The following is a 22,305-nucleotide window of genomic DNA, read 5'->3' on the forward strand; positions in this document are numbered from 1 at the left end:
CGCATCGATGCATTCGCATTCGCCCATATGGGCAAGGAAGCGCATGGCACCATACCTCTTGTGCGGCTTTCGCGCGCGGTTGACGGATTACCCGAACAGCCGCTGGGCGATGCCGGGCTTGTGACGTGGTCTGTGCGCGGCGAAATGGGCAAGTCTGGCTTGTTGCTCGGCCGGCCGCTCCTGCATGTCCATGTGCAAGCGAATCCGGTGGTGGTATGCCAGCGTTGCAATGCGCCGTTTGCGTATCCGGTCGATAGTGAAGTTCTTTTGCAACTGGTCAAGTCCGAAGCCGATCTCGACGACGATACTTCCTACGGGGATCAGTCCGACGAGGACGACGAAGACGAAGAAGGAAAAGGTTTTGTGTCCAACCTGCCTGAAAAGGTGGTGGGTTCACATCATTTCGATCTGCTGGCCCAGATCGAAGATGAGCTCATTCTGAGCGTTCCGTATGTGCCCAAGCATGATGTATGCCCGGGCGCGCAGGCCAATGCCGGCGAAGCTTCTCCCGAGGAGCCCGCTGTCAAGCGTCCGTCGCCGTTTGCGGTGCTGGAACAACTGAAGCACAAAGATTGAGATCAACATCGGGCCGCATCGCGTACAATGCGCCCCGTTTCTAGGAGTCATCATGGCCGTTCAACAAAACAAGAAGTCCCCGTCCAAGCGCGGTATGCACCGTTCGCACGATTTTCTGGTGAACCCGCCGACCGCGATCGAGCCCACCACGGGCGAAGCGCATCTGCGCCACCACATCAGCCCCAACGGCTTTTACCGCGGCCGCAAGGTCCTGAAGACCAAGGCCGACGAATAAGGCCCCCGGGCCGAACTCGTACTCGGACCATTTCGGCTGAGCGCTGATACCTGGCACCCGTGATACGCATCGCCATAGACTGTATGGGCGGAGACTTCGGTCTGCCCGTCACGATTCCGGCTGCGATCGAGTTCGCCCGGCAATTTCCGGATACCCGGCTATTGCTGGTCGGGCTTCCCGACGCCATCGAAGCGGCGCTCTCCGAGCACCGCGGCGTGGCGCGCGATCGCCTTGAAATCGTGGCGGCTTCCGAAGTCGTCACCATGGACGACCCGGTCGAGGTCGCCCTGCGCCGCAAAAAAGACTCCTCCATGCGCCTGGCCGCCCAGTCCGTCAAGGACGGGCGCGCCGACGCCTGCGTTTCCGCGGGCAACACCGGCGCCTGGATGGCCATTTCACGCTACGTGCTCAAGACGCTGGACGGCATCGACCGCCCGGCGATCGCCACGTCCATTCCGAACCAGACGGGCCGCGCCACCACGGTGCTGGACCTGGGCGCGAATGTGGACTGCACGGCCGAGCACCTTCTGCAATTCGCCATCATGGGCGCCGCGCTGTCGCAGGCGGTGGACCATCGCGAGCGTCCCTCCGTGGGCCTGCTCAATATCGGCGAAGAAGTCATCAAGGGCAACGAAGTCGTCAAGGAAGCCGCCGAACTGCTTCGCAACAGCCCGCTCAACTTCTACGGCAACGTGGAAGGCAACGACATTTTCAAGGGCACGGTCGACGTCGTCGTCTGCGACGGTTTCGTCGGCAACGTCGTGCTCAAGTCCGTCGAGGGGCTGGCGAAGATGCTCTCCAGCGTCATCCGCGAAGAGTTCAAACGCAATCTGATCACGCTGCTCGCCGGCGCGGTGGCCCGGCCGGTGCTCAACCGGCTGCGCACCCGCGTCGACAACCGGCGCTACAACGGCGCCGCGCTGCTGGGCCTGCGAGGCGTGGTCATCAAGAGCCACGGCTCCGCCGACGTCTACGCCTACGGTTTCGCCTTGCAGCGTGCCCGCGAAGCCGTAGTGAGTAAACTGCTGGAGCGCACCGCTCAGACGGTCGCTCAGATTACCAAGCGCGTTCAATCCGGCGACGTCCCTTCGGCGCCGCCGCAAAACGTGGCTGGGGACACCGCTTGATGGATACCGCAATGAAATATTCCGTGATCGCGGGCACCGGCAGCTTCCTGCCGGAACGCGTGGTTTCGAATGACGAACTGGCAGCGGAACTGGCGACGCGCGACATCGCCACCTCCGACGAATGGATCGTCGAGCGCACTGGCATCCGGCAGCGCCACTTGGCCGAACGCGGCGTCACGACCAGCCAACTGGCCACCGAGGCGTCGCGCCGCGCGCTGGCCGACGCGGGCGTGGACGCGTCCGAGATCGACCTGATCGTCCTGGCCACCTCGACGCCGGACTTCGTCTTCCCGAGCACCGCCTGCATCGTGCAGGCCAACCTCGGCGCCAAGGGTTCGGCGGCCTTCGACGTGCAGGCCGTGTGCAGCGGTTTCGTCTACGCGATGACCACCGCCGACAGCTTCATCCGCGCCGGCCGCGCGCGTTGCGCGCTGGTCATCGGCGCCGAAGTCTTTTCGCGCATCCTGGACTGGAACGACCGCGGCACTTGCGTGCTGTTCGGCGACGGCGCGGGCGCCGTGGTGCTGAAGGCTTCCGACAAGCCGGGCATCCTGGCCGCGCAACTGCATGCCGACGGCAGCCAGGGCAAGATCCTGAACGCCGCGGGCAACGTGGCCTACGGCGACGTGACCGGCGACCCGTTCCTGCGCATGGACGGCCAGGCCGTGTTCAAGCAGGCCGTCACCGTGCTGGACCGTTCCGCGCGCGACACCTGCGCCGAGGCCGGCGTCGACCTCAGCGAAGTCGATTGGCTGATCCCGCACCAGGCCAACGTGCGCATCCTGAATTTCCTGGCGCGCAAGCTGTCCGTGCCGGTCGAGAAAGTCGTCATCACCGTCGACAGCCACGCCAATACCTCCGCGGCAAGCGTGCCGCTGGCCCTGGACGTCGCGCGCCGCGACGGCCGCGTCAAGCCGGGCCAACTGGTCCTGATGCAGGGCGTGGGCGGCGGATTCACCTGGGGCTCGGTCCTGGCCCGCATGTAGGGGCGAGCCCGGCCGGAGGCGGCGCGCGCGCCGCAACCGCCGGGATGATGCGCCCGACATTCCACACAGACACTGAATCAATCCATACGGTCAACCATGAAAATCGCTTTTGTCTTTCCTGGCCAAGGTTCTCAAGCTGTCGGCATGCTGGACGCCTGGTCCGGCGTCGCCGCCGTCGCGGACACCGTGGCGCGGGCGTCGCAGGCCCTGGGGCAGGACCTGGGCGCGCTGATCGCGCAAGGCCCCGCGGAGCAACTCAACCTGACCACCAACACCCAGCCCGCGATGCTGACGGCCGGCGCCGCGGTGTACGCGGCCTGGTGCGCCGCGGGCGGCCGCAAGCCGGACGTCGTGGCGGGCCACAGCCTGGGCGAATATGCCGCGTTGACGGCGGCCGGCTCGCTCTCGCTTGAAGACGCCGTGCGCCTGGTGCGCGTGCGCGCCGACGCCATGCAGGCCGCCGTGCCGGTCGGCACCGGCGCAATGGCCGCCATCCTGGGCCTGGACGACGACGCCGTGCGCGCAGCCTGCGCCGCCGCCGCCCAGGGCGAGGTGGTCGAGGCCGTGAACTTCAATGCGCCGGCCCAGGTCGTGATCGCCGGCCACAAGGCCGCCGTCGAGCGCGCCTGCGAACAGGCCAAGGCCGCCGGCGCCAAGCGCGCGCTGCTGCTGCCGGTGTCCGCGCCGTTCCATTCCAGCCTGCTCAAGCCCGCCGCCGAGGTGCTGGCTGGCGCGCTGGCCGGCGTCGCGGTGTCGGCCCCGCAGGTGCAGGTCATCAACAACGTGGACGTGGCCTCGCCGGTCGAACCTGGGGCAATCCGGGATGCGCTGGTGCGCCAGGCATGGCATCCTGTGCGCTGGGTCGAAACCCTGCGCGCGATGAAGGCACAAGGCGTCACGCACGTCATCGAATGCGGTCCCGGCAAGGTGCTGGCCGGTCTGACCAAGCGCATCGATCCCGAACTCACGGGCATGGCCATCACCGATCCGGCTTCGCTCGAAGCCGCGCTGGCCGCCGTCAACGGAAACCAATGAACATGGACAACACCTCGATCGAACTGCAGGGCAAGATCGCGCTGGTGACCGGCGCCACGCGCGGCATCGGCCGCGCCATCGCCCAGGAACTGGCGGCGCGCGGCGCCACCGTCGTCGGCACCGCCACGTCCGAATCGGGCGCGGCCGCCATCACCGAAGCGCTGGCGCCGTTCGGCGGCCGCGGCGTGGTGCTGGACGTGACCGACGCCGCGGCCTGCGACGCCCTGATCGACGCGCTGGGCAAGGAAGGCGGCGGTCCGCACATCCTCGTCAATAACGCCGGCATCACGCGTGATACGCTGGCGATGCGCATGAAGGACGAAGACTGGTCGGCCGTCATCGACACCAACCTGGCGTCGGTGTTCCGCCTGTCGCGCGCGGTGTTGCGCAGCATGATGAAGGCCCGTTGGGGACGCATCATCAACGTCACCTCGGTGGTGGGCTCCAGCGGCAACCCCGGCCAGGCCAATTACGCGGCCGCCAAGGCCGGCGTGGCCGGCATGGCGCGCGCGCTGGCCCGCGAACTGGGCAGCCGCAACATCACCGTGAATTGCGTGGCCCCCGGTTTCATCGACACGGACATGACGCGCGCCCTGGGCGAAACCCAGACCGCCGCATTGTTGCAGCAGATTCCGCTGGGCCGCCTCGGTTCGCCGGCGGACATCGCGCACGCGGTGGCCTTTTTGTCCGGGCCGCAGGCGGGTTACATTACCGGCACCACCCTGCACGTCAACGGCGGGATGTACATGCAATAAATCACGAATCGCGCGAAGGCGGCCCCGGCCGCCGCGCCGCCGCCGGATGATGGGCGGGGCAATGCGCGGTTCAACCGGAAACGCTGCACACGGGTTTCCTGCGCCATTTCGGGCGACAGATCAAGTGCGCAGTGTTATTTTTGTCACGGCCAGGCGTCGCAATACTCCGCGCTTGGCTATAATTCGCGGGATTTTTCCCAATTGGAGATCTGCATGGAAAGCATCGAACAGCGCGTCAAGAAGATCGTCGCTGAACAACTTGGCGTCAACGAAGCCGAGATCAAGAACGAATCCTCCTTCCTTGACGACCTCGGTGCCGATTCGCTCGACATGGTCGAACTGGTCATGGCGCTCGAAGACGAATTCGAGACCGAGATCCCCGACGAAGAGGCCGAAAAGATCACGACCGTGCAACAAGCGATTGACTACATCAATTCGCACGGCAAGCAGTAAGCTAGGCCTATACCCTTCCGGTGGCCCGAGGACGGACTTCGGAGCCTGCCGGAAAATCGGGGCGGTTTCAGGAATTTGCCGTGTGGTCCGCATGCGGGAAGGGCGTGGTAAAGCCCGACCCGCTTTTGCGTGGGCCGCACGTGCAGCGCATCCCGAAAACCGCCTTTCTTTTGTCTGTTTGAGGAGTCATCCGTGAAGCGACGTGTCGTCATCACCGGCCTGGGTATCGTTTCTCCCGTGGGGAACGACCTGACCACCGCTTGGGACAATATCGTCAACGGACGTTCTGGCATCAGCCGCATCACCCGTTTCGATCCCTCGGCCATCACCACGCATATCGCCGGCGAAGTCAAAGACTTCGACATCAGCACCTATATTTCGGCCAAGGAAGCCCGCCAGATGGATACGTTCATCCATTACGGCCTGGCTGCCGGAATGCAGGCATGGCGCGATAGCGGCCTGGAAGTCACCGAAGCCAACGCCGAACGCATCGGCGTGATCGTGGGTTCCGGCATCGGCGGCCTGCCGCGCATCGAGGAGACCCAGGTCGAATACCTGGCCAAGGGTCCGCGCCGCATTTCGCCGTTCTTCGTGCCGGGTTCGCTGATCAACCTGATCTCCGGCCACTTGTCCATCGCGTATGGCATGAAGGGTCCGAGCTACGCGGTCGTGTCGGCTTGCACCACCGGCCTGCATTGCATCGGCGATGCCGCGCGCCTGATCGAATACGGCGATGCCGACGTCATGGTGGCCGGCGGCGCCGAGTCGACCGTGTCGCCGCTGGGTATCGGCGGCTTTGCCGCCATGCGCGCCCTGTCGACCCGCAACGACGATCCCGAGACGGCTTCGCGTCCCTGGGACCGCGACCGCGACGGTTTCGTGCTGGGCGAGGGCGCGGGCGTGCTGGTGCTGGAAGAGTACGAACACGCCAAGAAGCGCGGCGCGCGCATCTACGGCGAGCTTGCAGGCTACGGCATGAGCTCCGACGCGCACCACATCACGGCCCCCGACAAGGACGGCCCGCGCCGCGGCGTCCTGAACGCGCTGCGCAATGGCGGCCTGAACGCGGAAGACATCCAGTACGTCAACGCCCACGGCACCTCGACGCCCCTGGGCGACAAGAACGAGACCGACGCGCTGAAGCTGGCCTTCGGCGACCACGCCAAGAAGCTGGTGGTCAACTCGACCAAGTCCATGACCGGGCACCTGCTCGGCGCGGCCGGCGGCATCGAGGCGGTGTTCACCACCCTGGCCGTGTACAACCAGGTCTCGCCTCCGACGATCAACATCTTCAATCAAGATCCCGAATGCGATCTGGATTACTGCGCCAACGAAGCGCGGCAGATGAAGATCGACGTGGGCCTGTCCAACTCGTTCGGCTTCGGCGGCACCAACGGCTCCATGGCCGTTCGCCGGGTCTGATTTGGAAGACCCGGTCGGGGGGCGCTGGTCGTTCCGCGTGCCTGTCTCGCATCCGAGGGGCGCCAAGGTGATTTACGCCCTGGCGCTGGCCTCGGCCGCGGGCAGCGCGCTGACGGCCGCGTCCTGGCACGGCCTGCCCTGGGCGGCGGGCGCGGCGGCCGCGCTCCTGCTTGCGTTGGCAGGGCTGTTACACTCGGCACGGAGCGGCCCGTCCCCGGTATCGGCGCTGCGTACGGCGGCCGGGGCAGGGCGCTGGCAGTTGCGGCTGCCGCAAGGCTGGCAGGACGCAAGTCTCCTGGACCGGCAGCGCGGCCCCCGCTGGCTTACGCTCACTTTGCAGCCCTTGCCCACCGGGAGTACGGCCTTTACCCCTAGCAAAATCACTCTCACCGTCTGGCAGCGGACGTTGCGACCCGAGTCCTGGCGGCGCCTTTGCCTGCTGACGGGCACGGCGCGGCGCGCGCTGCCGGCGGCCCGCCCGCGGGAGGCCTCATGAGCGAGCGCGAAGTCGACGCCGAGCTTGTCGCGCGCGTTCAGCGGGGCGACAAGAAGGCATTCGACCTGCTGGTGCTCAAGTACCAGCGCAAGATTCTCCGTCTGCTGGCCCGGATGATCCGCGACCCCGCCGAAATCGAGGACGTGGCCCAGGAAGCATTCATCAAGGCCTATCGCGCCTTGCCCCAGTTCAGGGGGGAGAGCGCCTTCTACACCTGGCTGTATCGTATCGCCATCAATACGGCGCGGAACTGGCTGGCCTCCCAGGGTCGGCGCCCCAGCGCGCCCAACGCGATAGAAACGGAAGACGGTGAAACTTTTAACGAAACCGACAACCTAACCGATATAAGCACGCCGGAATCCATGGTCGCCAGCCGCGAAATCGCCGAGACGGTGAACGCGGCTATCGAGGAATTGCCTGAAGAATTGCGCACCGCAATCGTCCTGCGTGAAATCGAAGGTATGAGTTACGAAGACATCGCCCAGAGCATGGATTGCCCGATAGGTACGGTGCGTTCCCGCATTTTTCGTGCGCGTGAAGCCATCGCCACCAAATTGCGCCCATTGCTAGGCACCGATGCCGAGCGTCGCTGGTAAGGAGTGGCAGTCATGCAAACAGCAGCCAAATCCGTCGTGATCTCCGAGTCCTCCTGGGAGGAGTCGGTCTCCGCCTGGATGGACGGAGAGGAATCCGACGATATTTTTCCCGGCTTGTTGTCCCGAGAGGGACGCCAGACCTGGGACACCTATCACTTGATCGGTGATTCCCTGCGCAACGCCGATCTGGCGCTGACCCCCAGCGCGGCTTTCCAGTCGCGGCTGGCACGGGCCCTGGATGCGGAATTGCCCATCGTTGCGGCGCCTCGGCGCCGTTCGCCTTTGCGCCTGGGCCTGTCCGGCCTGGCCGTGGCCGCCGCGGTGGCTACCGTCGCCTGGGTGGCGCAGCCCTATCTGACCGGCGAGCCGGGCGGGGAAGTGCGCGTGCTGGCCGACGCCAGCTCGCCGGCATCGGCGTCCGCCGCGGACGATTCGGGCTTGCGCGACTACCTGGAGGCCCACCGCCAGATGGCCGGCCCCAGCGCCGTCCGGCAGGTGTCGTTCGACATGGGAGCGGGGCGTTGATGGCGCTTGTGCTTCCATCACGTTGGCCGGTACTGGGTCTGGGACGCGCCGCTACGCTGCAGGCCCATCGAGCCGGCTGGTTTGCCGCAACGCTCCTGGCCGCTTTCCTGGCGGCGCACGAACCGGCGCGAGCCGCCGACGCGGCGCCCGCCGCCGATGACGTGGTCCAGTTGCTGACCCGCATCCAGCAGGCGGCGCGCAAGCAGGACTACGCGGGCGTCTTCATGTATCAGCAAGGCGAGACGATCCAATCCTCGCGCCTGGTGCACGTCCTGGACGGCACCGGCGAGCGCGAGCGCCTGGAGATCCTCGACGGCCAGCCCCGCGAATACCTGCGCCACAACGACGACGTGCAGTGCCTGATCCCCGAGCGCAAGACGGTGCTGATCGAGCGCCGCCGGGGCGACCGCTTTCCCGGGCTGCTGCTCGGAGACGCGGCCAATCTGCCCGAAAACTACAAGATCCGCGCCGAACCCGCCCTGCATCGCGTCGCCGGCCGGGAATGCCGCCTGATCACGATAGAACCGCTGGACAAGCTGCGCTACGGCTACCGGCTGTGCGCGGACGTCGAAACCAATCTGCTGCTCAAGGCCCAGACCCTGAACGCCGCGCGCGGCGTGGTGGAACAGGTATCGTTCACCTCGCTGCGCCTGGGCCCGGAAGTCGATCCCCAGCTCCTGACCTCGCGCTGGAGCACGCGCGACTGGAAGGTGCTCGAACCCTCCATGAAGCCGGTGGACCTCGCCGCCCAGGGCTGGCGCATCCCGGCCCCCAAGGGCTTCAAGACGGTCATGCAGGTGGCTCGGTCCATGGGGCGCGGCGCCACGGTCAGCCAGATGGTGCTGTCCGACGGGCTGGCGGCCATTTCCGTGTTCATCGAACCCTACGACAGCCAGCGCGGCCATCGTCCGCCGCATGGCGCCGCGCAACGGGGTTCCATTACCGTCTATGGCACGCGCATCGCGGATTTCTGGCTGACCGCCGTGGGCGAAGTGCCCGTGGCCACGCTGGAACAGCTTGCCGAGTCCACAGAATACGTGCCTGCCGCCGGGTCCAAGTGATCCGCCGGGCGCGGCGCGCAGCAATTTCGGAGTAAGTCTATGAAAGCAATGACAGTGTCGAACGCGTTTTTCCGGCGCTTTCTGGCGGCGGCGGCGCTGGGCGTGACGATGGCCGTCGCCCAGGCGCCCGCGGCCCACGCCGAGTCGCCCGGAGTGATGCTGCCCGATTTCACGAGCATCGTCGAAAAGGCCGACCCCGCGGTCGTGAACATCCGCACCACGGCGACCGTGCCGGTGCGCGGGATGGGGCCCGGCGGCGGCAATGACCCGTACGAACTGTTCCGCTGGTTCTTCGGCCCCGAATTCCAGCCCCCGGGCGGCGGTGGCGGCGCGCCGACGCCGCGCCAGCGTCCGCAGCCCCAGCCCGAAGAGCGCACCGTGCCGCGCGGCGTGGGCTCGGGCTTCTTCATCTCCGAAGACGGCTACATCCTGACCAACAACCACGTGGTCGTGGACGCGACGGACATCTACGTCACCCTGACCGACGGCCGCGAGTTCAAGGCCAAGGTGATCGGCACGGACGAACGCACCGACGTGGCGCTGATCAAGATCGAAGCCAAGGACATGACCCCGCTGGTCATCGGCGACCCCAAGAAGCTCAAGAAGGGCCAGTGGGTGCTGGCCATCGGTTCGCCGTTCGGCCTGGACTCCACCGTAACGTCGGGCATCGTCAGCGCCATCGGCCGCGATACCGGCGAATACCTGCCGTTCATCCAGACCGACGTGGCGGTCAACCCCGGCAATTCGGGCGGTCCGCTGATCAACCTGGACGGCGAAGTGGTGGGCATCAATTCCCAGATCATTTCGCGCAGCGGCGGCTTCATGGGCATTTCGCTGGCCATCCCGATCGACGAGGCCATGCGGGTCGTGGACCAGTTGCGCGCCACGGGCAAGGTCACGCGCGGCCGCGTCGGCGTGCAGATCGGCGAAGTGGGCAAGGACGTGGCCGAAGCCATCGGCCTGCCCAAGGCCGAGGGCGCGCTGGTGAGCAGCGTGGAAGCCGAAGGCCCCGCCGAGCAGGCGGGCGTGCAGCCGGGCGACGTGATCCTGAAGTTCAACAATGAACCGATCAAGCGCTGGTCCGACCTGCCGCGCATCGTGGGCGAAACCAAGCCGGGCACCCGCGCCGACATGCAGGTGTGGCGCAAGGGCAAGACCCTGACGCTGAGCGTCAAGGTCGGGGAGATCCCGACCGAGAAGACGCCCGCCGCGGGCAAGCCGGGCGCCGCGCCCGCGCCCGAGGCCACCAACGCGCTGGGCCTGGGCGTGGCCGACGTGCCCGCCGACGTGCAGAAGAAGCTGCGCATCAAGGGCGGCGTCCAGGTGAAGGTCGCCGAAGGCGCGGCCGCCAAGGCGGGGTTGCAGGAAGGCGACATCGTGCTGGCTCTGAACGACACCGACGTCACCGGCGCCAAGCAATTCGGCGAACTCGTCTCCAAGCTGGACAAGGGACGGGCCGCGGGCCTGCTGGTCCGCCGCGGCGACCAGACGCAATGGGTGGCGGTGCCGGCGTCGAAGTGATGCGCGTGCGGCCCCTCCTTCGGCAAGAGGGAGGGAGCCTGTTTTTTGCCTTGGAGCGGCCCAACGGCAAAAAAGGCCCAAGAACGGCTAAAATGCCTGATTGCCGCAAGAGGGGGCGCATGGCGCCCCCTCGTTTTGCCCGGGCTATGCCCACAGGCACCCCTCACGTCAGCCGTGCGTACTCCGGCGGCGGTGTCTTCCGGCCCTGTGCCGAGTGTTCCGTCCCCTTATAATTTCAAGCATGCAGCATATCCGCAACTTCTCCATCATTGCCCACATCGATCATGGCAAATCGACCCTGGCCGATCGCCTGATCCAGCGCTGCGGGGGATTGGCGGACCGCGAAATGTCGGCGCAGGTCCTCGACTCGATGGAAATCGAGCGCGAGCGCGGCATCACCATCAAGGCGCAGACGGCCGCCCTGCACTACAAGGCGCAGGACGGCAAGGTCTACAACCTGAACCTGATCGATACCCCGGGGCACGTGGACTTCTCGTATGAAGTCAGCCGTTCCCTGTCGGCGTGCGAAGGCGCGCTGCTGGTGGTCGACGCCTCGCAAGGCGTCGAAGCCCAGACCGTGGCCAACTGCTATACCGCGATCGAACTGGGCGTGGAAGTGCTGCCGGTGCTGAACAAGATGGACCTGCCGCAAGCCGACCCCGAAGGCGCGCGCCAGGAAGTCGAGGACGTGATCGGCATCGACGCGTCGCAGGCGGTGCTGGCCAGCGCCAAGACCGGCATGGGCATCGACGAGATCCTGGAAATGGTCGTTGCCCGCGTGCCGCCTCCCAAGGGCGATCCGGAGGCGCCGCTGCAGGCGTTGATCATCGATTCGTGGTTCGACAACTACGTGGGCGTGGTGATGCTGGTGCGCATCATCAACGGCGTGCTCAAGCCCAAGGACAAGATCCTGCTGATGGCCTCCGGCGCCACCCACCTGTGCGAGCAGACCGGCGTGTTCACGCCGAAGTCGCAGCAGCGCCCGCACCTGTCGGCGGGCGAGGTGGGCTTCATCATCGCCGGCATCAAGCAACTGGAAGACGCCAAGGTGGGCGACACGGTCACGCTGGCCAGCAAGCCGGCCGCCTCGCCGCTGCCCGGCTTCAAGGAAGTCAAGCCGCAGGTGTTCGCCGGCCTGTATCCGGTGGAAAGCTCGGAATACGACCAACTGCGCGATTCGCTCGACAAGCTCAAGCTGAACGATTCGGCGCTGATGTTCGAGCCCGAAGTCTCGCAGGCCCTGGGCTTCGGCTTCCGTTGCGGCTTCCTGGGGCTGCTGCACATGGAAATCGTGCAGGAGCGCCTGGAGCGCGAGTTCGACATGGACATCATCACGACGGCGCCGTCGGTGGTGTACGAGGTCGAGCAGCGCGACGGCTCCGTGATCACGGTGGAAAGCCCGTCGCGCATGCCGGAAGTGGGCAAGATCGCCGACATCCGCGAGCCCATCGTGAAGGTCACGCTGTTCATGCCGCAGGACTACGTGGGCCCGGTCATGACACTGTGCAACAACAAGCGCGGCGTCCAGGTCAACATGAGCTACCACGGCCGCCAGGTCCACCTGGTGTACGAGATCCCGCTGGCCGAGATCGTGCTGGACTTCTTCGATAAGCTGAAGTCGGTCTCGCGCGGCTACGCCTCCATGGACTACGAGTTCCTGGAATACCGCTCCGCCGACGTGGTGCGCGTGGACCTGCTGATCAACAACGACCGCGTCGACGCGCTGGCCGTGATCGTCCACCGCAGCAATGCGCGCCATCGCGCCCGCGACGTGGTCACGCGCATGCGCGGCCTGATTCCGCGCCAGATGTTCGACGTGGTCATCCAGGCCGCCATCGGCGCGGAGATCATCGCGCGCGAAAACGTGAAGGCGCTGCGCAAGAACGTGCTGGCCAAGTGCTACGGCGGCGATATCTCGCGCAAGAAGAAGCTGCTTGAAAAGCAGAAGGCCGGCAAGAAGCGCATGAAGCAGGTGGGTAGCGTGGAAATCCCGCAGGAGGCGTTCCTGGCCATCCTGCAAGTGGAAGACAAATAGAACCAAAAGAAGGCGGTTAGCTGATGAGTTGGAACTTTGCCCTGATCCTGTTTGTGTTGCTGGTGTTGACCGGCATTATCTGGGTGCTCGATCTGGCAGTGCTGCGCCGAGGCCGGGAGCGCCGGGCCCAGGCGGCGATGGCGCAATACGATGCGGCCCTGGTCGGAGACGCCCAGGAAGCCGAACGGCTGCGCCGCGAGGCGGGCGACGCCGCGCGCCGCATGCCCTGGTGGGTCGAATACGCGGTCAGCTTCTTTCCCGTCATCCTGTTCGTGTTCGTGCTGCGTTCGTTCGTGGTGGAGCCGTTCCGCATCCCGTCGGGCTCGATGCTGCCGACGCTGCAATCGGGCGACCTCATCCTGGTGAACAAGTTCAGCTACGGCCTGCGCCTGCCGGTCATCGACAAGAAGGTCATCGAGGTGGGCAAGCCCCAGCGCGGCGACGTCTTCGTGTTCCGCTACCCCGTGGATCCGGACGTCGACTACATCAAGCGCGTCGTGGGCCTGCCGGGCGACGAGATCGCCTACCTGGACAAAAAGCTGTACATCAACGGCGAATTGGTGCCGCATGTGCGCGACGGGGACTATTTCGAACCCGATCGTGTCTCTTATATTGCGCAATATAAGGAGAAGTTGGGCGACGTTGAGCACAAGATATTGCTGGATGAGGGTAAACCCCAGGAATACGCGCCGATGTGGCAATTTCCCAACCGCCAAAACTGCCAATACAGCCGCAATGGGGTACGCTGCAAAGTACCCGAAGGCCAATTTTTCGCAATGGGCGATAATCGGGACAACAGCGCGGACAGCCGATACTGGGGCTTCGTTCCGGAATCCAATATCGTCGGGCGCGCATTCTTCATCTGGATGAATTTCAGCGATCTCAGCCGCATTGGCCGGTTCAACTGATTATGTCGCTAGCCACGCTAGAAAACCGCCTGGAGCACCACTTCGGTGATCCGGCCTTGCTTGAACAGGCGCTGACGCATCGCAGTCACGGTGCGCGCCACAACGAGCGATTGGAATTCCTGGGGGATTCCGTGCTGAACTTCGTCGTCGCGGCGATGCTGTTCGAGCGCTATTCCAAGATCGACGAAGGCGACCTGTCGCGCCTGCGGGCCAATCTGGTCAAGCAGGCTTCGCTGGCGGATATCGCCCAGCGGCTGGAATTGTCGCAATACCTGCGCCTGGGCGAAGGCGAATTGAAGAGCGGCGGTTTCCGCCGCCCCTCCATCCTGGCGGACACGGTCGAGGCGCTGTTCGGCGCCGTTTTCCTGGACGCCGGTTTCGATGCCGCCCGCCGCGTGATCGTGCGCCAGTACCAGCCGGTGCTGGCGTCCGTGGATCCCAAGACCCTCGGCAAGGACGCCAAGACCTTGCTGCAGGAATTCCTGCAGGGCCGCAAGCTGGCGCTGCCGCTGTATACGGTGGTGGCCACGCACGGCGCGGCCCACAGCCAGCAGTTCGAAGTCGAATGCGCCATCCCGGCGCTCGAAATCAAGGTGACGGCGCCCGGCGCCAGCCGCCGCGCCGCCGAGCAATCGGCGGCCAAGCTGGCGCTGGAGGCCGCGTTGGCCGTCAGCCCGGCCGCCAAGGCTGCCCGCAAGTCGGGCAAGGCGCGCAAAACCGCGCAATTGTCGCTGCCCGTGGCAGTGGCTCAAGAGACTAAATGAGCGATACCCCTTTCCGTACCGGCTTCGTTGCCATCGTCGGCCGTCCCAACGTGGGCAAGTCCACGCTGACCAACGCCCTGATCGGTTCCAAGATTTCCATCGTGTCGCGCAAGGCGCAGACCACGCGCCACCGCATCCATGGGGTGCTGACGCGCGAACACGAGCAATTCGTCTTCGTCGACACCCCCGGTTTCCAGACACGCCACGGCGGCGCCATGAACCGCATGATGAACCGCGTGGTCACGCAGGCCCTGGCCGACGTGGACGTGGTCGTGCACGTGGTGGAAGCAGGCAAATGGTCCGAAGGCGACGCCAAGCTGCTGCCGCTGCTGCCTTCGCCGGAGCGCACGATCCTGGTCGTCTCCAAGATCGACGCGCTGAAGAACCGCGACGACCTGTTCGCGTTCGTGTCGAAGATCATGGCGCTGCATCCGTTCGGCGCCGTGGTGCCGGTCAGCGCCACCAAGAACCAGCAACTGGACCAGTTGCTGGAGGAAATCGCGTCCCGCCTGCCGGAAGGCGAGGCGATGTTCGAAGAGGACACGCTGACCGACCGCCCCATGCGCTTCATCGCGGCCGAACTGGTGCGCGAGAAGATCTTCCGCCTGGTGGGCGACGAGCTGCCCTATGGCTGTACCGTGGTCATCGAACAATGGGAAGAGACCAGCAAGGGCGCGAGCATCAACGCCTGCGTGGTGGTCGAACGCGACAGCCACAAGCCGATCCTGCTGGGCACGGGCGGCATGCACATGAAGCGCATCGCGACGGAGGCGCGGCAGGACATCGCCAAGCTGCTGGACAAGCCGGTGCACCTGGAGGTCTACATCAAGGTGCGCAAGGGCTGGTCCGACCGCGAGGGTGCGCTGCGCGACCTGGGCTATGAGTAGACGGGCGCCTCGCGTCCAGGATCGCCCGGGATATATGCTGCACGCCACCGCGTGGCGTGAGACTTCCCTCATCGTTCAGACTTTCTCGCGCGAGCACGGCTGTGTGGCCATGGTCGCCAAGGGCGCGAAGCGCCCGTACTCCGTGCTGCGGCCGGTGCTGTCCGCGTTCCAGCCCCTGCTGCTGTCCTGGACCGGCAATGGCGAAGTCAAGACGCTGACGCGCGCCGAGATCGCCGGCATCCGGCCCCTGACCGGCACCGCGCTGATGTCGGCCTGGTACATGAACGAACTGCTGCTGCGGTTGCTGCCGCGCGAAGACGCCCATCCGCTGCTGTTCGACGCCTACGACACCGCCCTGCAGCAGTTGTCGGGCGGCACCCGCGCGGCCGGCGCGCTGCGCCGCTTCGAATGGACGCTGCTGCGCGAGACCGGCTATGGCGTGGACGAAGCGCCGCCCGATTTCGACGATCCGGCGATCGAACCCGCCTTGCGCCGCGACCTGCGCGAGCGGCTGGCCGAAATCCTGGCCGGCCGGCCGCTGTCGACCCGGCGCGTGCTGCTGGACCTGCAGCGCATTTGAGCGCATCGTGTCCCGGCCATGACTTTCACGCTCAAGCAGGTCGAGACCTTCCGCACCGTCTACGAGACGGAAAGCGTCACGGCCGCCGCCAGGCGGCTGGACGTGTCGCCGGCGACCGTCAGCGCGACCCTGGCCGCGCTGGAAGCCAGCATCGAACTGCGCCTGTTCGAGCGAGTGCGCCAGCGCATGCAGCGCACGCCCGAGGCGACGCTGCTGTACGAGGAAATCCGCCGCCTGAACGTCGGCCTGGAAACCCTGGGGCGCAAGATCCGGGCGATCCGCGGCGCCGCGCAGCCGCGGCTGCGCATCGGCTGCATCCACGCCTATAGCGGCGCGGTCGTCAGCGACGCCATTTCCCGCTTCCGCTCGCGCTATCCCGATACCGCGCTGTATTTGCAGATCCGGGATTCCAACACCTTGCGCGACATGGTGGTGTCGGGCGAACTGGACCTGGCCGCGGTCGCGGACGAGTCGGAACTGGAAGGGCTGCGGGGCCACCGGCTGGCCAGCCTGCGGGCGGTGGCCGTCTTTCCCAAGGGACATCCGCTGGCGCGCCTGGAACGCGTGGAGTTCCCGCACCTGGCCGGCGTCGACGTGATCGCGCTGAATGCCGAGGACGGTTCGCGCAAACGCCTGGACGCCCTGCTGGCGCAGGCGGGACAGCACCTGAAGGTGGCCATCGAGACGCCGTATTCCAGCACGGTGTGCCAGTTGGCGCTGGCGGGCCACGGGGTCGGCATCGCCAACCCCGCGACGGCGGTCGGCATGGAGGCGGCGGGGCTGTGCTACCGCCCGCTGGCGGCGCCCGTGCATTTCGAATGCCACATGATCCTGCACGGCAGCCGCCCCTTGTCCGAGGCGGGGAAGTACTGGGCCACCTGCCTGCGGGGCGCGCTGGCGCCGCTCGTGGATAGCTTCGGCGTCTAGCGGGCGGCGCGGCCGCTAGCCGCGGCGCCCATCCGAGGTCAACAGCAGCACGACGGACGATTCCGCATCCAGCAGGCCCGAGCGGCTGAGCGGGGACACGGCGGCCAGCGCCGCGGCGGAGGAGAGTTCGGCGGCGAACCCCATCCGTTCGAGCCGCTGCCGCGCCTGCGCGGCGGCCGCGTCGGAGATTTCCACGGGCGAGCCGCCCGAGCGCGACAGCACTTCCAGCGATTGCAGCGTGCACGTGCTGCCCGCGATCGAATACTGCTCCGTCACGCCTTCCCAGTTCTTGCGCGCGTCGCCCGAGGCGCGGGCGCGCGACAGGCGGGCATAGGGCTCCACCGCGTGCATCCGGGGCAGGCGGTCGATGCGCCCGGTCTGCAGCAGGTGCCGCCAGCCCAGGAAGATGCCCCAGAACAGGTCGCCGCGCGCCACCGGCACCACGATGTCGGTCGGAACGCCGCAGGCGTCGAAAATCTCCTGGGCGATGGGTTTGTAGCCTTCCACGCCGTAGGCATGCGTGCCCACCGGCGGATTCAGATAATTGGTGCCGGCGAACGCCCCATGGTTGCGGCACAGGTCCGCGATGTAGGGCCAGCGGCTCAGGCTGTCCTCGAAGGCGCGGAGCCTGGCGCCGAAACGCTCCATGGCTTCGCGCTGCAAGGGCGGGCAGTCGCGGGTGATGGCGATGTCGGCTTCCAGGCGCGCCGCCGCGCAATAGGCGGCCAGCGATACGCCCGCGTTGCCGCTGGAGGCCGCGGCCACGCTCGTGGCCCCCGCCAGGCGGGCGCGCGACACCAGTTGGGCCGCCATGCGGTCCTTGTGGCTGCCCGTGGGATTGGCGCTTTCGCACTTGAGCCACAGCCGGCCGACGCCTTCGGCCTGCGCCAGCGCCGGCGCGGCGAGGCAGGGCGTGGCGCCTTCGCCCAGCGTGACGGGATCCAGCACGGGCAGCGGCATGGCCGGGTCCGCGGACAGTTCGTAGCGGCATTCCAGGGAAGCGGGGTGGCCGGCCTCCAGGCAACTGGGGCAGCCTTCGGGGTAGTCGGCCGGAGGCCACAGGCTGTCGCAGCGGATGCAACGCAGGCCGGACAATCTCGGGTTCATCTGCATGGTTCTTCAATACCTCGACGAGAGGGAGTCCAGGGGAAGGGCGGGCGCGATCTGGACCAGGCAATCGCCGTCGCCGCTGCGGGCGATGGCGCGCAGGCAGACGACGGTGCCTGCTTGCGGGCTGACCAGCGCGCGGGCGGGGGTGTCGGGGCGGGCCGGCTCGATCAGCCGGCCGATGCGCTGGCGGGCGGCCACCGACTGCCCCAGTTCGACGCCGGGGACGAATACGCCGGGTTCGCGGGCGCGCAAGGTGGCGGCCGGCGCGTCGAGATCGTAGAGCCGGATCTCCGGATTGCGCGGCGGAGGGCTGCCCGGCAGCAGGCCCAGTTCGCCGAGGCAGCCCAGCAGGCCGTCGCGGCAGCTTTCGACCAGGCCGCCGCTCGTTTCCCGGCCGCCGCCGATTTCCGCGCTCTGGCGCAACACGCCGTGGCGGCTGGCGGCGGCGGGCATGGAGCCCGCCTCGCCGCCGCGGAAGAACACGCAATGCGCCAGCCCGAAGGCGCGCGCCAGCGCGGGCAGGCGCGCATCGTAGGGGTCGTCGCCGTAGCGCGTGATGACCGAGGAGGGCAGGTAGCGCAGCGAGGCGCCGCCGCTGTGCACGTCCACCAGCGCCTGTATGCGCGGCAGCAGCCGGGCCTCCAGCGCGGCGGCCACGCTTTCCGTGTAGCCGCACGCCGGCGCGCCCAGGAAGGCGCGGTTCAGGTTGCCGCCGTCGGAAGGCGACAGCCGCGTGCCGGCCAGCGAGGCCTCGGCGTTGACCGCGGGCAGCAGGTAGACCGTGCCGCGCTGCAGGATGCCAGGCAGGTGGTGCCACAGGTCCAGGATGGCGGCCTGGCCTTCCCATTCGTCGCCGTGCACGCCCGCCATCAGGGCGACGGCCGGTCCCGGCCCGGCTTCGATCTTCAGCACCGGGACCGTGACGCGCCGGTAGGCCGACTCGTTCGTGGCCGCGGCGCAGGAAAAGTCCTCGCGGCTTACCATGGCCATGCGGGGCCTCCCAGGCGCGGCGGGGTTTCGATCAATCCAGCGTCGTGCCGGCGGCCTTGATGATGCCTTCCCATTTGGGCAGCTCCTTGCGAATCTGGGTCTGTACGTCTTGCGGCGTGCCGCCCAGGGGCTCCTGGGAGCGGCTGCGCAGTTCCTTGCCCACGCTGTCCGAGCGCAGCGCCTGGTTCATCGCCGCGTTCAGGCGGGCGATGACGGCCGGGGGCGTTCCGGCGGGCGCGACCAGGGCGCTCCAGGCCGATTGCTCGTAGTCGGGATAGCCTTGTTCTGCCACGGTCGGCACGTCGGGGTTGGAGGCGGCGCGGGTCCGGGTGGTGACGGCCAGCGCGCGCAGCCGGCCGTCCTTCAGGTTGCCGATCAGGGGCGGCAGGTTTTCCATCATGGAATCGACGTGGCCGCCGAGCAGGTCGGACAACTGAGCGGCGGTGGCTTTGTAGGGGATCTGGCGCACGGCGGCGCCGGTCTGGGCGATGAAGAGCTTCACGCCGACCTCGCTGGTCGTGCCGGGATCCGCCGAGGTCATCGTCAGGCGTTCCGGCTGGGCGCGGCTGGCGTCGATGAAGCTCTTCAGGTCGCGGTAGGGCGAGGCCGCGTTCACCACGATGACGTTGGGCGTTTCGGCCACCAGGCCGATCGGCGCGATGTCGCGGTCCAGGTCGTAGAGCTGCTGCTTGAACAGGAAGCGGTGCAGCACGAGCGTGCCGACGTGGGCGTAGCCGATGGTGTAGCCGTCGGCCGCGGCCCGCGCCACGGCCTGGGTGCCGATGCGGCCGCCCGCGCCGACGCGGTTCTCCACGACCACCGGCTGGCCAAGCTGGCGGCCCATTTCCTGGCCGATGAGGCGGGCGGTGATGTCGGCATTGCCGCCCGCGGCGGCGGGCACGATCAGCGTGATCGCGCGTTCCGGGTAGTCGGCCAGCGCGAGGGGCGCGGCCAGGCAAAGCGACAGGGCGGCAATGCGGGCGGTGGCGGTGCGGTTCATGGCGGTTCCCATGGCGTTGAGGGCGGTGCCATTGTGCGGCGGCGGCCCGGGGAATCCGTTTGGTCCAGTGATATGCGTATTCGATAAAACCTAATAATCGACGGGCTTGCGCGCGTCGGCGCGCTTCCCCAGCCCATAGCCCACCGCGGCGGCGCCCAGCGCGCAGGCGGTGCCCAGCAGCGCGATCAGCGCCGCCCCGTAGCCCAGCATGTCCACGCCCGCCTTGACCCAGCCGCTGGCGGCGTCGCCCGCCCGGTAGACCACCGTGTCGATGACGTTCTTGGTCTTGTATTTGTCTTCCGGCGGCACCGCGGTGAACAGCATTTCGCGGCCCGGCTTGATCAGCGCGTACTCGCCGACGCGGCGCAGGACCATGGCCGCGGCCAGGACGCCGAACACGGGATAGGCCGCCAGGACCAGGAACCCGGCCGCCACCGCCAGCGGCACGGCGGTCAGCAGGAAGCGCAGCCCCAGCCGCGCGGCGACGCGGCCGGTGATGAAGACCTGCGACAGCAGCGACAGCGCCTGCACCGCGAAGTCCAGCGTGCTGAAGACCCGGATGCGCTGCGCCGTGTCGGGGAAGGCGTGGGCCACGAGCCGCGCCTGCTCCATGTACAGGAAGGTGCTCAGCGTGGCCAGCAGGATCACCAGCAGCGAGATCCCCATCAGGTAGGGGGACTGGAAGATGCGCGATATGCCGGCCAGGACGGCGCCCTCGATGGGGCGCGCCATGTCGTCCGGCGCCGTGTCCTCGCGGTTGGCCGCGCGCCAGCGCAGCAGCCACCGCTTGAGCGGCAGCGTGGCGGTCAGCAGCAGCGCGGACAGGAGCAGCAGGCCGGCGGGGCCCAGGACGCCGGCCAGGAGGCCGCCCAGCAGCGGGCCGGACAGCCCGCCCGCGCTGGCGCCGGCGGCGATCAGGGCGAAGAGGCGCTTCGCGGAATCCATGCGGAACACGTCGGCCATCAGGCTCCAGGCGATGGACACGACGAACAGGTTGAACACCGACAGCCAGACGTAGAACGTGCGCGCCGCCCACACGCTGCCGGGCCGCAGATGGAGCAGCACGGCGAAACCCGCCATGGTGAGGGCGAAGACGGCGTAGACCCAGGTGACCAGCGTGGCGCGCGGCACGCGGGCGGACAGCCAGCCGAACAGCGGCACGACGGCCAGCATGGCGACGAAGGTGGCGGTGAACAGCCATTGCAACTGGTCGACGCCGGCCTGGATGCCCATCGTCTCGCGGATGGGGCGCAGCATGAAATAGCCGCAGAACAGGAAGAAGAAAAAAGCGAAGCCGCAAGCCGCCGGGGCCAGTTCGCCGGCGCGTATGCCCAGCGCTTGCGCCGCCCGGCCCCGCAGGGTGCTCTGGGCCGCCATGGCTTCAGGCCAGCAGGGCGGCGATGCGTTCCCGCAGGGCGGCGTCCGGCTGCCGCCCGAACCCCGCCCGGGCGTTGTCCGCCATGTTGGCCGGCTTGGAGGTGGCGGGGATGACGGCCGTCACGGCGGGATGGCCGATGATGAACTTCAGGAAGAGCTGCGCCCAGGACGTGCAGTCGATCTCGGCCGCCAGCGCCGGCAGCGCCATGCCCTTGACCTGGCGGAACAGCGCCCCGTCCTGGAACGGCCGGTTGATCAGCACCGCGACGCCGTTGGCCTGGCACGCGGGCAGCAGGCGTTTTTCGGCGTTGCGGGCGCCGACCGAGAGGTTGACCTGCAGGAAATCGGGCCGCTCGCGCTCGACCAGCGCCGTCAGTTCGTCGTGCGCATACTCGGTGTAATGGGTGATGCCGACATAGCGGATGACGCCTTGCCGCTTCAGGTCGCGCAGCAGGGCCAACTGGTTGGCGGTGTCGATCAGGTTGTGCACCTGGACCAGGTCCAGTTTGTCGCTGCCCAGCGCCTTCTGGGACTGCCGTAGTTGGCGCATGGCCGATTCGTGCCCTTGCGTGCTGACCTTGGTGGCCAGGAAGGTCCGCGGCCGCAGGCCGCCGCCGCGGGCCAGCAGCACGCCCGTGACGGCCTCGGCCTGGCCATAGCTGGGCGCGGTGTCGATGAGGGTGCCGCCGGCCTGCAGGAAGGTGTCCAGCACCTGGGCCAGCGGCGCCATGGCGGCGGCGTCGCCGGGCGGCACGTTGAAGGTGTCCGCGGTGCCCAGGCCGATGACGGGCAGCGCCTCGCGGGTGGAGGGGATGGTCCGGGCCAGCATCGGGCCCGGCTGGCCGAGCGCGCGGGCGGCCCAGGACGGGCCGATCAGGGCGGCACCGGCGGCGGTCTGGAGGAAGCGGCGGCGGTCTGGCATGGCTTGTATAAAAAAAA

At 67.5% G+C, this 22,305-nt stretch carries 23 protein-coding genes; 18 read left to right on the forward strand and 5 right to left on the reverse strand.

Annotated elements, in window-relative coordinates:
• The first annotated feature begins 27 nt into the window (after window positions 1-27).
• The 18 genes from WHX56_RS12000 (at window position 28) to WHX56_RS12085 (ending at window position 16,889) form a co-directional block, all read left to right on the forward strand.
• Window positions 28-576, forward strand: a complete 549-nt coding sequence (locus WHX56_RS12000; protein ID WP_129241905.1) for a YceD family protein — start codon at window positions 28-30, stop codon at window positions 574-576.
• Window positions 577-628: 52 nt separating this feature from the next.
• Window positions 629-811, forward strand: a complete 183-nt coding sequence (rpmF, locus tag WHX56_RS12005; RefSeq protein WP_043543314.1) for a 50S ribosomal protein L32 — start codon at window positions 629-631, stop codon at window positions 809-811.
• Between the two features lie 59 nt (window positions 812-870).
• The gene (gene plsX / locus WHX56_RS12010; protein WP_129241906.1) at window positions 871-1,938 is read left to right on the forward strand and encodes a phosphate acyltransferase PlsX; all 1,068 of its coding nucleotides are present in this window, start codon (window positions 871-873) and stop codon (window positions 1,936-1,938) included.
• Window positions 1,938-2,924 (forward strand): beta-ketoacyl-ACP synthase III, encoded by a 987-nt coding sequence (locus tag WHX56_RS12015; protein WP_129241997.1) that lies wholly within the window; start codon window positions 1,938-1,940, stop codon window positions 2,922-2,924. The genes plsX and WHX56_RS12015 overlap by 1 nt, the downstream gene beginning before the upstream one ends.
• 96 nt (window positions 2,925-3,020) lie before the next feature.
• Entirely contained in the window at window positions 3,021-3,959 is a 939-nt protein-coding gene (fabD, locus tag WHX56_RS12020; RefSeq protein ID WP_129241907.1) for an ACP S-malonyltransferase, read from the forward strand.
• Window positions 3,960-3,961: 2 nt separating this feature from the next.
• The gene (fabG, locus tag WHX56_RS12025) at window positions 3,962-4,714 is read left to right on the forward strand and encodes a 3-oxoacyl-ACP reductase FabG (protein ID WP_129241908.1); all 753 of its coding nucleotides are present in this window, start codon (window positions 3,962-3,964) and stop codon (window positions 4,712-4,714) included.
• A 213-nt stretch (window positions 4,715-4,927) separates the two neighbouring features.
• A complete protein-coding gene (gene acpP, locus WHX56_RS12030) occupies window positions 4,928-5,167 on the forward strand; it encodes an acyl carrier protein (protein ID WP_003813816.1) in 240 nt (79 codons plus the stop codon).
• Window positions 5,168-5,359: 192 nt separating this feature from the next.
• Window positions 5,360-6,589 (forward strand): beta-ketoacyl-ACP synthase II, encoded by a 1,230-nt coding sequence (gene fabF, locus WHX56_RS12035; protein ID WP_129241909.1) that lies wholly within the window; start codon window positions 5,360-5,362, stop codon window positions 6,587-6,589.
• 492 nt (window positions 6,590-7,081) lie between these two features.
• A complete protein-coding gene (gene rpoE / locus WHX56_RS12040) occupies window positions 7,082-7,681 on the forward strand; it encodes an RNA polymerase sigma factor RpoE (RefSeq protein WP_006389292.1) in 600 nt (199 codons plus the stop codon).
• A gap of 12 nt (window positions 7,682-7,693) precedes the next feature.
• Window positions 7,694-8,206 carry a sigma-E factor negative regulatory protein gene (locus WHX56_RS12045; protein ID WP_129241910.1) on the forward strand — a complete coding sequence of 171 codons (513 nt, stop codon included), beginning with the start codon at window positions 7,694-7,696 and terminating at the stop codon, window positions 8,204-8,206.
• Window positions 8,206-9,267 (forward strand): MucB/RseB C-terminal domain-containing protein, encoded by a 1,062-nt coding sequence (locus WHX56_RS12050; RefSeq protein WP_129241911.1) that lies wholly within the window; start codon window positions 8,206-8,208, stop codon window positions 9,265-9,267. The genes WHX56_RS12045 and WHX56_RS12050 overlap by 1 nt, the downstream gene beginning before the upstream one ends.
• A 39-nt stretch (window positions 9,268-9,306) precedes the next feature.
• Window positions 9,307-10,788: a DegQ family serine endoprotease gene (locus WHX56_RS12055; RefSeq protein WP_129241912.1), complete on the forward strand. Its 1,482-nt coding sequence runs from the start codon at window positions 9,307-9,309 to the stop codon at window positions 10,786-10,788.
• Between the two features lie 241 nt (window positions 10,789-11,029).
• Window positions 11,030-12,823 (forward strand): translation elongation factor 4, encoded by a 1,794-nt coding sequence (lepA, locus tag WHX56_RS12060; protein WP_338881302.1) that lies wholly within the window; start codon window positions 11,030-11,032, stop codon window positions 12,821-12,823.
• Between the two features lie 23 nt (window positions 12,824-12,846).
• Window positions 12,847-13,731, forward strand: a complete 885-nt coding sequence (gene lepB / locus WHX56_RS12065; protein ID WP_129241914.1) for a signal peptidase I — start codon at window positions 12,847-12,849, stop codon at window positions 13,729-13,731.
• A 2-nt stretch (window positions 13,732-13,733) separates the two neighbouring features.
• Window positions 13,734-14,495, forward strand: coding sequence for a ribonuclease III (gene rnc / locus WHX56_RS12070; protein ID WP_129241915.1), 762 nt, complete (start codon window positions 13,734-13,736; stop codon window positions 14,493-14,495).
• Entirely contained in the window at window positions 14,492-15,382 is an 891-nt protein-coding gene (gene era / locus WHX56_RS12075; RefSeq protein WP_129241916.1) for a GTPase Era, read from the forward strand. Before rnc ends, era begins: the two co-directional genes overlap by 4 nt.
• A complete protein-coding gene (gene recO / locus WHX56_RS12080) occupies window positions 15,375-15,962 on the forward strand; it encodes a DNA repair protein RecO (protein WP_129241917.1) in 588 nt (195 codons plus the stop codon). The genes era and recO overlap by 8 nt, the downstream gene beginning before the upstream one ends.
• Window positions 15,963-15,980: 18 nt before the next feature.
• Window positions 15,981-16,889, forward strand: coding sequence for a LysR family transcriptional regulator (locus WHX56_RS12085; protein ID WP_129241918.1), 909 nt, complete (start codon window positions 15,981-15,983; stop codon window positions 16,887-16,889).
• A 15-nt stretch (window positions 16,890-16,904) separates the two neighbouring features.
• Here WHX56_RS12085 and WHX56_RS12090 read toward each other — a convergent pair whose 3' ends face one another.
• The 5 genes from WHX56_RS12090 to WHX56_RS12110 all read right to left on the reverse strand — a co-directional run bounded on the left by WHX56_RS12090 (window position 16,905) and on the right by WHX56_RS12110 (window position 22,288).
• Entirely contained in the window at window positions 16,905-18,002 is a 1,098-nt protein-coding gene (locus tag WHX56_RS12090; RefSeq protein WP_338881303.1) for a pyridoxal-phosphate dependent enzyme, read from the reverse strand.
• A 6-nt stretch (window positions 18,003-18,008) separates the two neighbouring features.
• A complete protein-coding gene (locus WHX56_RS12095) occupies window positions 18,009-18,989 on the reverse strand; it encodes a succinylglutamate desuccinylase/aspartoacylase domain-containing protein (RefSeq protein WP_338881304.1) in 981 nt (326 codons plus the stop codon).
• 31 nt (window positions 18,990-19,020) lie between these two features.
• Window positions 19,021-19,989 (reverse strand): tripartite tricarboxylate transporter substrate binding protein, encoded by a 969-nt coding sequence (locus WHX56_RS12100; protein WP_338881305.1) that lies wholly within the window; start codon window positions 19,987-19,989, stop codon window positions 19,021-19,023.
• 90 nt (window positions 19,990-20,079) lie between these two features.
• Window positions 20,080-21,366 (reverse strand): NTP/NDP exchange transporter, encoded by a 1,287-nt coding sequence (locus WHX56_RS12105; RefSeq protein WP_338881306.1) that lies wholly within the window; start codon window positions 21,364-21,366, stop codon window positions 20,080-20,082.
• Between the two features lie 4 nt (window positions 21,367-21,370).
• Window positions 21,371-22,288, reverse strand: a complete 918-nt coding sequence (locus tag WHX56_RS12110; RefSeq protein WP_338881307.1) for an aldo/keto reductase — start codon at window positions 22,286-22,288, stop codon at window positions 21,371-21,373.
• Between the last annotated feature and the right edge of the window lie 17 nt (window positions 22,289-22,305).

It is taken from the genome of Achromobacter veterisilvae (assembly GCF_037619525.1).
Taxonomy (GTDB): domain Bacteria; phylum Pseudomonadota; class Gammaproteobacteria; order Burkholderiales; family Burkholderiaceae_B; genus Achromobacter; species Achromobacter veterisilvae.